At 66.4% G+C, this 12,468-nt stretch carries 10 protein-coding genes and 1 tRNA gene; 8 read left to right on the plus strand and 3 right to left on the minus strand.

Annotation, left to right across the window (positions count from 1 at the left end; genetic code table 11):
- The first annotated feature begins 9 nt into the window (after window positions 1-9).
- From ACXI0U_RS17090 to ACXI0U_RS17100, 3 genes are read left to right on the plus strand one after another with little or no spacing between them, the layout of a single operon-like run.
- The gene (locus tag ACXI0U_RS17090; RefSeq protein WP_431482533.1) at window positions 10-993 is read left to right on the plus strand and encodes a 2-hydroxyacid dehydrogenase; all 984 of its coding nucleotides are present in this window, start codon (window positions 10-12) and stop codon (window positions 991-993) included.
- Between the two features lie 35 nt (window positions 994-1,028).
- The gene (locus ACXI0U_RS17095; protein ID WP_021221474.1) at window positions 1,029-1,466 is read left to right on the plus strand and encodes a hypothetical protein; all 438 of its coding nucleotides are present in this window, start codon (window positions 1,029-1,031) and stop codon (window positions 1,464-1,466) included.
- Window positions 1,463-1,867, plus strand: a complete 405-nt coding sequence (locus ACXI0U_RS17100; protein WP_184487707.1) for an META domain-containing protein — start codon at window positions 1,463-1,465, stop codon at window positions 1,865-1,867. Before ACXI0U_RS17095 ends, ACXI0U_RS17100 begins: the two co-directional genes overlap by 4 nt.
- Window positions 1,868-1,870: 3 nt before the next feature.
- On the opposite strand, the gene dinB is transcribed toward ACXI0U_RS17100, so the two are convergent.
- Together dinB and ACXI0U_RS17110 are read right to left on the minus strand one after the other, a co-directional pair.
- Window positions 1,871-2,926 (minus strand): DNA polymerase IV, encoded by a 1,056-nt coding sequence (dinB, locus tag ACXI0U_RS17105; RefSeq protein WP_479550598.1) that lies wholly within the window; start codon window positions 2,924-2,926, stop codon window positions 1,871-1,873.
- 109 nt (window positions 2,927-3,035) lie between these two features.
- Entirely contained in the window at window positions 3,036-3,521 is a 486-nt protein-coding gene (locus ACXI0U_RS17110) for a hypothetical protein (protein ID WP_479550599.1), read from the minus strand.
- Window positions 3,522-3,953: 432 nt separating this feature from the next.
- Between ACXI0U_RS17110 and ACXI0U_RS17115 the strand changes: the two genes are divergently transcribed.
- The 4 genes from ACXI0U_RS17115 (at window position 3,954) to ACXI0U_RS17130 (ending at window position 8,791) form a co-directional block, all read left to right on the plus strand.
- Window positions 3,954-4,030 (plus strand) — tRNA-Met (locus tag ACXI0U_RS17115).
- 171 nt (window positions 4,031-4,201) lie between these two features.
- The gene (mprF, locus tag ACXI0U_RS17120) at window positions 4,202-6,850 is read left to right on the plus strand and encodes a bifunctional lysylphosphatidylglycerol flippase/synthetase MprF (protein ID WP_374981872.1); all 2,649 of its coding nucleotides are present in this window, start codon (window positions 4,202-4,204) and stop codon (window positions 6,848-6,850) included.
- Window positions 6,851-6,857: 7 nt separating this feature from the next.
- On the plus strand, window positions 6,858-8,120 hold the full coding sequence (locus ACXI0U_RS17125) for a virulence factor family protein (RefSeq protein WP_479550600.1): 1,263 nt from the start codon (window positions 6,858-6,860) through the stop codon (window positions 8,118-8,120).
- Between the two features lie 128 nt (window positions 8,121-8,248).
- A complete protein-coding gene (locus ACXI0U_RS17130; protein ID WP_184487702.1) occupies window positions 8,249-8,791 on the plus strand; it encodes a cytochrome b in 543 nt (180 codons plus the stop codon).
- Between the two features lie 66 nt (window positions 8,792-8,857).
- Here the strand turns inward: ACXI0U_RS17130 and ACXI0U_RS17135 are convergent, their stop codons facing one another.
- Window positions 8,858-10,762 carry a potassium transporter Kup gene (locus tag ACXI0U_RS17135; RefSeq protein ID WP_021222583.1) on the minus strand — a complete coding sequence of 635 codons (1,905 nt, stop codon included), beginning with the start codon at window positions 10,760-10,762 and terminating at the stop codon, window positions 8,858-8,860.
- Window positions 10,763-11,008: 246 nt separating this feature from the next.
- Here ACXI0U_RS17135 and rimO point away from each other — a divergent pair, with 246 nt between their 5' ends.
- Window positions 11,009-12,331, plus strand: coding sequence for a 30S ribosomal protein S12 methylthiotransferase RimO (gene rimO, locus ACXI0U_RS17140; protein WP_184487700.1), 1,323 nt, complete (start codon window positions 11,009-11,011; stop codon window positions 12,329-12,331).
- The last annotated feature ends 137 nt before the right edge of the window (window positions 12,332-12,468 follow it).

The following is a 12,468-nucleotide window of genomic DNA, read 5'->3' on the forward strand; positions in this document are numbered from 1 at the left end:
GGAGAGCCGATGCGTACCATTCTTTTCAGCAGCCAGAGCTACGACCGCGACAGCTTCCTCGGCGTCGCCGCCGGTATCGAACTGCACTTCCAGCCAGCCCGGCTGACCCTGGACACCACGGCCCTGGCCAACGGCTTCGATGTGGTCTGCGCCTTTATCAACGACGACCTATCCGCGCCGGTGCTGGAGCACCTGGTGGCCGGTGGCACGCGCCTGATCGCCCTGCGCTCGGCCGGCTACAACCATGTCGACCTCAAGGCCGCCGGCGAGCTCGGCCTCACCGTGGTGCGGGTGCCGGCCTACTCGCCCCACGCCGTCGCCGAGCATGCGGTGGCCTTGATCCTCGCCCTCAACCGACGCCTGCACCGCGCCTACAACCGCACCCGCGAAGGCGACTTCAGCCTGCACGGCCTCACCGGCTTCGACCTGGTGAACAAGCGCGTGGGCGTGGTCGGCACCGGGCAGATCGGCGAAACCTTCGCCCGCATCATGGCCGGCTTCGGCTGCCAGCTGCTGGCCTACGACCCCTTCCCCAACCCGGCGGTGGAAGCCCTGGGCGCGCGCTACCTGCCCCTGGATGAGCTGCTCGCGGAGAGCGACATCATCAGCCTGCATTGCCCCCTCAACGACGCCACCCGCTACCTGATCAACGCCGACAGCCTGCAGCAGATGAAACCCGGCGCGATGCTGATCAACACCGGACGTGGCGCCCTGGTGGAGACCCCGGCGTTGATCGAGGCGCTGAAAAGCGGCCAGCTCGGCTACCTGGGCCTGGATGTGTATGAAGAGGAAGCGAACCTGTTCTTCGAGGACCGTTCCGACCTGCCGCTGCAGGATGATGTGCTGGCGCGGTTGCTGACCTTTCCCAACGTCATCGTCACCGCGCACCAGGCCTTCCTCACCCGCGAGGCGCTGGCGGCCATCGCCCGCACCACCCTCGACAACATCGCCGCCTGGGCCGCCGGGCGGCCGTGCAACCAGGTCGACACCTAGGCCGTGTTAGGATGCGCGGCGCTTCTGGAGGACCTATGGCCGAACACGATTTCCGTTACAACCTGCTCAACCCCGCTCACACCCTCAGCGAATGCCGCGCGCTCGCGCCGGGCCGCTATCAGGTCACCGGCACCGGTGGCTCGATCCAGAACGGCGACACCCTGGTCGTCACCCTCAAGGGCAGCCGTGACCTGGCCATGCGCCTGGAAGTGGAGAAGGTCCGCCACCTGATCAACCCGCCCGGCCAATGGCTGGCCGTGGCCAAGGGCCCGGTCTTCAAGGAGCTGTCCATCCTCAACTGGCACGTCGACTGCGACGCCTGCGCCAAGCGCCTGGACTTCGAGTTCGCCGTCGACTCCAGCCTGGGCAAGGCCGCGCAGGCCCCCGCCGCCGAAGCGCGCATCACCGAGCTGGGCTGGGTGAACAGGGACGGCAAGCACCTCTGCCCGCAATGCCGCAAGGAGACCCCATGAACCACAATGCGCTGATCCTCGGCCTCGCCGCCGCGACCCTGGCGGGCTGCGCCAGCGAGGGCCCGAGCATCGAGACCGAACGCACCTACCAGGTGGAATGGATCGGCGAACGCCCGCTGATCGACAACAGCCACCTGACCATCACCCTCGGCCGCGACGGCCGCGCCTATGGCAACGCCGGCTGCAACCACTGGTTCGCCTCCTACGAGCTGAAGGACGACAGAATCAGCTTCGGCCCCGCCGGCAGCACCCGCAAGATGTGTGCACCGGCGCTGATGGAGCAGGAACAGCGCTTCCTCGACGCCCTGCCGGGCGTGCAGCGCTGGGACTTCTCGGCGATCGAACAGCTGCGCTTGTGGCCCGCCGAAGGCAAGCCGCTGCGCCTGTGGCCGGAACGCTGAGTTTCAGAAGAGATTGAGTTGCTCGGCGACGCCTTGCAGGTCCTGCAGGCGCACGCCGACGCCGATCAGCCGCACCGGCTTATCGCCCCGGGCGAAGGCCGCCCCCAGCAGCAACTTGTAGCTGTCCAGGTCACGCCCCGCGCCCGCCTGCTCCAGGGTGGTCTGGGAGAAGTCGTGGAACTTCAGCTTCACGAAGGGCTTGCCCGGTTTGTAGCTGGAATCCAGCCGCTGCAGGCGCCGCTGCAACTCCTCGTAGAGCACCGGCAGGCGCTCCAGGCACGCGCCCAGGTCGGGCAGGTCCTGATCGAAGGTGTTCTCCACGCTCAATGACTGGCGGCGGCTGTCCACCTGCACCGCGCGCTCGTCGATGCCCCGCGCCAGGCCATACAGGCGCTCACCGAAACTGCCGAACTCGCGGGCCAGGGCCACACGGCTCCACTCGCGCAGGTCCACACAGTTGATGACGCCGAGGCGGCCGAGCTTGTCCGCCGTGACCTTGCCCACCCCATGCAGCTTGCTCACCGGCAACTCGGCGACGAAGTCGTCCACCTGGTCGGGCGTGATCACGAACAACCCATTGGGTTTTCGCCAGTCGCTGGCGATCTTGGCCAGGAACTTGTTCGGCGCTACCCCGGCCGAGACGGTGATGCGCAGCTCCTGCCAGACCCGCTTGCGGATCTCCCGGGCGATGCGCGTGGCGCTGCCACTGAAGTGCGGGCTCTCGGAAACGTCGAGGTAAGCCTCATCGAGGGACAACGGCTCGATGATCTCGGTGAAATCACGAAGGATGGCGTGGATCTCCCGCGAGGCCTCACGGTAGGCGTCGAAGCGTGGGCGCACGATCAGCAGGTCCGGGCACAGCTTCAGAGCGTGATGCGACGACATGGCCGAACGCACGCCATAGGCGCGCGCCTCGTAGTTGCAGGTAGCGATCACCCCGCGCCGATCCGCCGAGCCGCCGACCGCCAGGGGCCGGCCAGCCAACGACGGGTCGTCACGCATCTCGATGGCTGCATAGAAGCAGTCGCAATCTATGTGGATGATCTTCCTTTGACTCATGAACGCCTGATACCGATGGAGCGAAGGAAGCACGCTCGGGCGGGCGAATGCCGCCGGGGGCCTCCGCGAACGGGAGGCGGCAAATTCTAGCTGATTTGTCCGGCGGGTTTCAGGGGGCGGACAGCCAGGACTTCAGGGCCCGGGCGTGGTGCTCACACCAAAGCTCCGGGCGGGGGGCGGGCGTGCGCCAGGTCCTCATATAGAGGTCATGGGCGGCGTCCACCTCATCGATAGCAGGCAGGCGCGCCGGGTCGGTCCACAGCAGCAAGCGAGCGAAGGCGGCGGCGAGCACGTCGTCATGCTCCAGCGCGGCGCGCACCCGCTCATCCACCGGCGGCACCTGGCGGGCATCGCACACCGCCACGGCCAGGTCGCGGGTGACCGGGCAACGCAGAACGAAATGCACCATCTCGTCGGGCGAGCCTGACTGCCAGTAACTGTGGGGCCCACCTTCGGCCAGGGGCCGCTTGTCCAAGCCGCTTTCCTGCAAGGCGATGGCGAGCAGCATCAACTGCGCCTCGGGGCTATTCATCTCATCGGGCAGCAGGGACAGGGCCGGCTCGAGGACGAGGCGGCGAAGGGAATCGAGGGTCATGGGAACTCCACAACTAAGCGCCCGGCGAAACAGGGCGGCAGGTAGAAGGCCGGCGCGCCGAAGGGTGCGCCCCGAAAGCCGGGGCAGTATCGCCAGCGCCCTGCCCGCTACAACGCCCTCGAACCGGAATCAGCCTGAGCCTACCGGTGGCTGGAAGTTTCCTACAGGCACCGCCCGGTACTCTCGACCGGCGACCAGGAAAGGGAATTCCTGTCGCCCTCGGGGCTGGTTCCCCGTTCCGGCCCCGAGGTTTCCCCCAACTGCTCTCCTTTACCTGTAATCCCCCTGTAAAAACCCTGTAAAACTACACGCCACTAAGGCTGCACGGGTACCTGACCGCACGGTCCACGCTAAGCATATGAAGAAAAAACATTTTTTTCTGAGTCAGGCGTTGACAGGGTGAATTAAATCGCTAGAATGCCGACCCACAGACGCGGGATGGAGCAGTCTGGTAGCTCGTCGGGCTCATAACCCGAAGGTCGTTGGTTCAAATCCAGCTCCCGCAACCAAATACGGAAAGGCCACTCGAAAGAGTGGCCTTTTTCGTTTGGGCGTCTTTTCTTAGGCTATAGCCGCTCCTCCCTCGGTCAGGCCATGAGCCATGGAAAATATTGCATGACGGGGCTTGGAACTTGCCCGCGCTGCCCACATCCTGTGGCGCACATTGCATGAGGTGCTCGATGCGCGCCAACTCCACCGCTGAAAACCCGCTCCCCGAAGATCCCACCCTGCAGGACGAACCTGCGCAACTGCGCTGGCTCGACCGCATAAGCGCCTACCGACAGCCCATCGGGTTGGCCTTTACCCTTCTGCTGTTCACCATCGGCCTGGTCGCCTGCTGGCACCTGCTGCGCGAGCTCGACCCCGATGCGCTGCGCACGGCGGTGCGGGATGTGCCCGGCACCAGCCTGCTGATGGCCATCGGCGCCACGGCGATCGGCTTCGTCGCGCTGATGGGCTACGAGTGGTCCGGCTGCCGCTTCGCCGGGGTCAAGCTGCCCTTCCCGCGCATGGCCCTGGGCAGCTTCTGCGCCACCGGCATCGGCAACGCCATCGGCCTGTCGGTGATCACCGGCGGCTCGGTGCGCTACCGCCTCTACAGCCGCGACAACGTCGGCACTGGGGATATCGCCCGCATCACCCTGTTCGCCAGCCTGGCCCTGGGCAGCGCCCTGCCGCCCCTGGCCGCCGTGGCCGCGTTGAGCGACCTGCCGGCCGCCGCCCAGGCCCTGCGCATTTCCACCACCCTGGTGGCGATCATCGCCAGCGCGGTGATTGCGGCCACCGTCATCGCCGTGCTCTGGCTGTCGCGCCTGCGTGAGCCGGTGGCGCCGACCCCGGGTTGCGTGAACATCCGCATCGGCCATCGCACCCTGCGCCTGCCGGGCCTGCAGCTGTCGGCGTTGCAGTTGTTGATCACCCTGATCGATGTCTGCGCTGCCGCCGCCGTGCTCTATGTACTGCTGCCGGAAGCACCGCCCCTGGGCGCCTTCCTGCTGGTCTACCTGCTGGCCCTGGCCGCCGGCGTGCTCAGCCACGTGCCGGGCGGCGTCGGTGTGTTCGAAGCCGTACTGCTGGCAGCCTTTGCCGGCCAGCTCGGTGCCGCGCCCCTGGCCGCCGCGCTGCTGCTCTACCGCCTCATCTATGTGGGCCTGCCGCTGATCCTCGCCTGCCTGCTGCTGCTGGCCAACGAGGCGCAGCGCTTCCTGCCCGCCGGGCGCCAGGCGGTACGCGCCGCCTCCGGCCTGGCCGCGCCGGTGCTGTCGTTGATGGTGTTCCTCTCCGGCGTGGTGCTGCTGTTCTCCGGCGCCACCCCGGCCATCGACACCCGCCTGGAGCACCTGAGCTTCCTGATCCCCCATCGCCTGATCGACGCCTCGCACCTGGCCGCCAGCCTGGTGGGCGTACTCTGCCTGCTGCTGGCCCACGGCCTGCGCCGGCGCCTGTCGGCGGCCTGGGCGTTGACGGTGATCCTGCTGCTGGCCGGTGCCGGCCTGTCGATGCTCAAGGGCTTCGATTGGGAAGAGGCCAGCCTGCTGGTGCTCACCGCCATCCTCCTGGCGATGTTCCGCAGCGCCTTCTATCGACCCAGCCGCCTGCTGGAGATGCCCTTCTCGCCGGTCAACCTGGGCGCCAGCGCCTGCGTGCTGGCGGCGTCGCTGTGGCTGATGTTCTTCGCCTACCAGGACGTGCCCTATAGCCATGAGTTGTTCTGGCAGTTCGCCGTGGACGCCGACGCCCCGCGCACCCTGCGCGCGACCCTGGGCAGCGGCCTGTTGCTGGCCGGCCTGGCACTGATCTGGCTGCTGCGACCGATCCCCCTGGTGATCCACGAGCCCACCGAGGAAGAACTGCTCAAGGCCAGCGAGATCGTCAAGGCATCCGGCCAGCCCGACGGCGGCCTGGTGCTGACCGGCGACAAGGCGCTGCTGTTCCACCCCGAGGAAGACGCTTTCCTGATGTTCGCCCGTCGCGGCCGCAGCCTGGTGGCGCTGTTCGACCCCATCGGCAAGGCCAACCACCGCGCCGAGCTGATCTGGCAGTTCCGCGACCTCTGCGACGTGCACCACGCGCGCCCGGTGTTCTACCAGGTGCGTGCGGAGAACCTGCCCTACTACATGGATATCGGCCTCAGCGCCCTGAAGCTCGGCGAAGAGGCGCGGGTCGACTTGCGCCGCTTCGACCTGGAAGCCAAGAACAAGGCCATGAAGGATCTGCGCTACACCCTCAGCCGGGGCCAGCGTGACGGCCTGTCGATGGAGATATTCGACGCCGGGCTAGCGCCCCTGGAGACGCTGCAAGCCATCTCCGAAGCCTGGATGCAGGGCAAGCAGGTGCGCGAGAAGGGCTTCTCCCTAGGCCGCTTCGACCCGGACTACCTCAAGCACTTCCGCATTGCGGTGGTTTCCTTCGAAGGCAAGGCCATGGCCTTTGCCAACCTGCTGGAGACCAGCAGCAGCGACCTGGCCAGCCTGGACCTGATGCGCGTGCACCCCGAAGCGCCCAAGCTGACCATGGAATTCCTCATGCTCAACCTGCTGCTGCACTTCAAGGAGCGCGGGCATGAACGCTTCAGTCTGGGCATGGTGCCCCTGGCCGGCCTGCAGCCGCGCCGTGGTGCGCCGCTGACCCAGCGCCTGGGCGCCCTGGTGTTCCGCCGTGGCGAGCAGTTCTACAACTTCCAGGGCCTGCGCCGCTTCAAGGACAAGTTCCAGCCCGAGTGGGAGCCGCGCTACATGGCAGTGCCCGCCGGCCTCGACCCGCTAGTGGCGCTGGCCGATACCGCCGCGCTTATCGCCGGCGGCTTCACCGGACTGGTCAAACGCTGAGGGAACCATGCTCAAACATAAATGGCAGCGCATCCTGGTGGTCGTCATCCTTCTCGCCATCGGCGTCGGCCTGGCGCTCTGGAGCCGCCCCGCGCCCCAGGCACGGGTCGAACAGAAGCAGCTGGCGGACGGCAGCCCCGCCACCCTGGCGACCCCGCCAGCGGATGCCAAGGCGCGGGTGCTGGTGCTGGTGGATGCCGAGCAGCAACTGAAGGAAGCCGAGCTCTTGGCCCTGGCTCACGACAGCGCCGCCCGCATCGTGCAACTGGCCCTGCCGGCCAATGATTGCGACGCCCAGCAGCACCTGCTCCAGAACGCGCAGGAGCTGCTCCAGGGCGAACCGACCCTGGTGGCGGGCATAGGCCCAGGAGCCGCCTTCGCCTGGCGTTGGCTGGCCGGCCAGGACAAGGACGAGGCACGCGCCCTGTCCATCGACTTCAGCCTGGAACACGCCGACTGCCCGACCCCGCTGCCCAAGACCGCCCCCCACGGCCACTGGAGCATCGCCTGGAACGACAACCCGGACGATCCCAGTGCCGCCTTCGCCCGAGAGCAGGCCAACGCCGACACCAGCATCAGTGACTACGACACCACCCTGCCCCAGCTGCTCAACGAGCAGTTGCGCGCCCTGCTTCAAGGCGAAGGCACACAGATGCCGGTGGTCGAGGTGCCCGCCGCCAAGCCCTCCTCCACCGTCACCCTGTTCTATTCGGGCGACGGCGGCTGGCGTGACCTGGACCGCGCCGTGGCCGAGGAAATGGCCAAGCGCGACCACTCGGTGGTCGGCATCGATGCGCTGCGCTACTTCTGGCAGCACAAAAGCCCCGAACAGGGCGCCGCCGACCTCAGCCGGCTGATGAAGCAGTACCGCGAGAAATGGGGCGCCCAGCGCTTCGTACTGGCCGGCTACTCCTTCGGCGCCGATGTATTGCCGGCCTTCTACAACCGCCTGCCCAAGGCGGACCAGCAGCAGGTGGACGCCATCCTCCTGCTGGCCCTGGCGCGCAGCGGCAGCTTCGAGATCGAGGTGCAGGGCTGGCTCGGCAAGGCCGGCCAGGAAGCGCCCACCGGCCCGGAACTGATCAAGCTGCCGGCCGAGAAGGTGCTTTGCGTCTATGGCAAGGAAGAGGCCAGCGAGAGCGGCTGTACCCAGCCCGGCGCCCCAGGTGAAGTGCTGGCGCTGCCCGGCGGCCACCACTACGACGAAAACTACCCGGCGCTGGCGGAACGCCTGGTCACCGCCATCGCCAAGCGCCAGCCTGCCCCATGACGCCACCTGCACGCCACCCGCCAGGTGGCGTGTGGCGCGACTTTTGATCTGCTTCATTTTCACTTAAGCCACGGCCGCTAAACTGAGGACAAGCCCGCCGCCACGATGCGGGACAACAAGGAGCCGTGATGACCACCCAGACCTCCCGCTACGGGAAACTTTCCATCGCCCTGCACTGGCTGATGCTGCTGCTGATCGCCGCCGTCTACGCCACCATCGAGCTGAAGGGCAACTTCCCCAAGGGCAGCGAAACCCGCGAACTGCTCAAGCAATGGCACTTCATGCTGGGCCTTTCGGTATTTGCCCTGGTGTTCGTGCGCATCGCCGCACGCTTCCTCTCCCCCACTCCGCCGATCACCCCGAACCCACCGGCCTGGCAGAACGCCCTGGCGAAGCTGGCGCACCTGGCGCTGTACGGCCTGATGCTGGGCCTGCCGTTCGCTGGCTGGCTGATCCTCAGCGCCGCCGGCAAGCCGATCCCCTTCTTCGGCCTGGAGCTGCCGCCGCTGATCGACAAGAACCCCGACCTCGCCGGCCAGATCAAGGAAGTGCACGAGACCGTGGCCGTCCTCGGTTACTGGCTGATCGGCCTGCACGCGGTGGCCGCGCTGTTCCACCACTTCATCAGCAAGGACGACACCGTGCGGCGCATGCTGCCCGGCCGCGACTGATCGACACCCCATGAAAAAGCCCGGGCCATGCCCGGGCTTTTTCGTTATGGCGAACCCCGTCGCCGACTAGATCTCCACCTGCGTACCGAGTTCGATCACGCGATTGAGCGGCAGGTTGAAGTAGCGCAGGTTGCCGTTGGCGTTCTTCAGCAGGAAGGCGAACAACGCCTCGCGCCAGATCGCCATGCCGATCAGCTTGGAGGGGATCACCGTCTCGCGGCTGAGGAAGTAGGTGGTGCGCATCGGGCTGAAGTCCAGCTCGTTGAGGTGGCACAGCTTCAGCGCCTGGGGGATGTCCGGGTCTTCGATGAAGCCGAAGTGCAGCACCACGCGGAAGAAGCCCTCGCCATAGGCGTCCACCTCGAAGCGCCGCTCCGGCGATACCCGCGGGCTGTCTTCGTTGACCACGGTGAGCAACACCACCTGCTCGTGCAGCACCTGGTTGTGCAGCAGGTTGTGCAACAACGCGTGGGGCACGGCGTCGGAACGCGCGGTTAGGAACACGGCAGTCCCCTGCACGCGGTGCGGCGGCTGCGAGCGGATGCTGGCGATGAACAACGGCAGCGGTAGCGAGCCTTCATCGAGGCGATCCACCAGCAACTGGCGGCCACGCTTCCAGGTGGTCATGAGGATGAACAGGGCGATACCGGCGATCACCGGGAAGGCACCGCCCTGGATGACCTTGGGCAGGTTGGCGGCGAAGAACAGGATGTCCACCAGCAGCATCAGCAGGAAGAAGGGGATGGCCAGCCACAGCGGCCATTTCCACAATAACCAGATCACCACGCCCATCAGCAGGGTGGTCATCAACATAGTGCCGGTCACCGCCACGCCGTAGGCCGAGGCCAGGGCGGCGGAGGATTCGAAGCCCAGCACCAGCAGCACCACGCCGACCATCAGCGCCCAGTTCACCGCCGGGATGTAGATCTGCCCCTGCTCGTGGCTGGAGGTGTGCTGGATGAACATGCGCGGCACATAACCGAGCTGGATGGCCTGGCGGGTCAGGGAGAAGGCGCCGGAGATCACCGCCTGGGAGGCGATCACGGTGGCGGCGGTGGACAGCGCCACCATCGGCAGCAACGCCCAGCCCGGGGCCGTCAGGTAGAAGGGATTACGCGCAGCCTCGGGGTTGACCAGGATGGTCGCGCCCTGGCCGAAGTAGTTCAGCACCAGCGCCGGCAGCACCAGGGCGAACCAGGCACGGGCAATGGGTTTGCGGCCGAAGTGGCCCATGTCGGCGTACAGCGCCTCGGCGCCGGTCAGCGCCAGCACGGTGGCACCGAGGATGGCGACGCCGATGCCCGGGTGGGAGATGAAGAAGTTGATCGCCCAGACCGGGCTCATCGCCTTGAGCACTTCCGGCTCTTGCGACACGCCGTAGATGCCTAGGGCCGCGAGGGCGAGGAACCAGGCAACCATCACCGGCCCGAAGAGGATGCCGATGCGTGTGGTGCCGTGCTTCTGGATCAGGAACAGGCCAACGAGCACGATCAGCGACAGGGGTACCACCCAGTGCTCCAGCCCGTCGAAGGCGATCTCCAGGCCCTCGATGGCGGAGAGCACCGAAATGGCCGGGGTGATCATGCTGTCGCCGTAGAACAGCGCGGCGCCGATCAGGCCGGCGATCACCACCATCGCCTGCAGGCGTTGACGCCCGGCAGCGGCGCGGCGGGCCAGCGCGGACAAGGCCATGACCCCGCCCTCGCCCTGGTTGTCGGCACGCAGGACGAAGATCACGTACTTGATCGACACCACCCAGATCAGCGACCAGAAGATCAGCGATAGCACGCCGAGCACGCCGTCGTGGTTGGCCTGCACGCCATAACCGCCGATGAAGACTTCCTTCAGGGTGTACAGCGGGCTGGTACCGATATCGCCGTAGCAGACACCCACGGCGCCGACCATCAGGCCGATCGCGGAGCTGGAATGGGGCTGTTCATGTTCAACGGCGCCAGCGCTTGCATCGGACATGTAACAAAATTCCTCAGAAAAAATTCCGCGCATCCTGCTCCGACCCATTCGTCGACGCAAGCGTCGGACAAGTTCGCACTGACTGACTATAGAGCCTGCCGCCTACAATTACCGGGCTTCACGCGCCTTGCCACGTCCTGTGACAGCTTGTCCCGAAGAGGCTGGTCAAGCGCGCGGGCTGCCGCTAGAATTGCGCACTTTTTGATCAGAGGCACCCAACGAGGTGCCCTTCGAGGTTAGCCGCCAATGTCCACCGCAACGCCCAAAGTCGGTTTCGTCTCCCTTGGTTGCCCCAAAGCCACGGTCGATTCCGAACGCATCCTCACCCAGCTGCGCATGGAAGGGTACGAGATCGTCCCGACCTACCAGGATGCCGACGTCGTGGTGGTCAACACCTGCGGCTTCATTGACAGCGCCAAGGCCGAATCCCTGGACGTGATCGGTGAAGCCATCGCCGAGAACGGCAAGGTCATCGTCACCGGCTGCATGGGCGTGGCCGAAGACAGCATCCGCGACGTGCACCCCAGCGTGCTGGCCGTTACCGGCCCGCAGCAGTACGAGCAGGTGGTCAACGCGGTGCACGAGGTGATCCCGCCGAAGACCGAGCACAACCCGCTGATCGACCTGGTGCCGCCGCAGGGCATCAAGCTGACCCCGCGCCACTACGCGTACCTGAAGATTTCCGAGGGCTGCAACCACACCTGCAGCTTCTGCATCATTCCCTCCATGCGCGGCAAGCTGGTCAGCCGCCCGGTGGGTGATGTGCTGAGCGAAGCCGAGCGCCTGGTAAAAGCCGGCGTGAAGGAGCTGCTGGTGATCTCCCAGGACACCAGCGCGTATGGCGTCGATATGAAGTACAAGACCGACTTCTGGAATGGCCAGCCGGTGAAGACCCGCATGCTGGAGCTGTGCCAGGCGCTGTCGAGCATGGGCGTGTGGGTGCGCCTGCACTACGTGTACCCCTACCCGAACGTCGATGACGTGATCCCGCTGATGGCCGCCGGCAAGCTGCTGCCCTACCTGGACATCCCCTTCCAGCACGCCAGCCCGAAAGTGCTCAAGGCCATGAAGCGCCCGGCCTTCGAGGACAAGACCCTGGCCCGCATCAAGAAGTGGCGCGAGATCTGCCCCGAGCTGACCATCCGCTCCACCTTCATCGTCGGCTTCCCCGGCGAGACCGAGGAAGACTTCCAGTACCTGCTGGACTGGCTGAGCGAAGCCCAGCTGGACCGCGTCGGCTGCTTCCAGTACTCCCCGGTGGACGGCGCCCCGGCCAACGACATGAACCTGGAGCCGGTGCCGGACGACGTCAAGCAGGACCGCTGGGATCGCTTCATGGCGCACCAGCAGGCGATCTCCGCCGAGCGCCTGCAGCTGAAGATCGGCAAGGAAATCGAAGTGCTGATCGACGAAGTGGACGAGCAAGGCGCGGTTGGCCGCTCCTTCGCCGACGCCCCGGAGATCGACGGCAGCGTGTTCATCGACAGCACCGATCTGAAGCCGGGCGACAAGGTGATGGTGCGCGTGGTCGATGCCGACGAGTACGACCTCTGGGCCGAGCGCGTCTAAGTACGCCCTGAGCCATGAAGAAGCCCCGCCGATGCGGGGCTTTTTTATGGGTGCCGATCAGCCCCGGAGCTGAATCCCGGGCTAGGGTGGGATGCGGTTGGCATTGGCCGGCACCCGCTGTCGGTTCGACCTTGCGC

The sequence above is a fragment of the Pseudomonas sp. C9D1 genome, assembly GCF_056491235.1.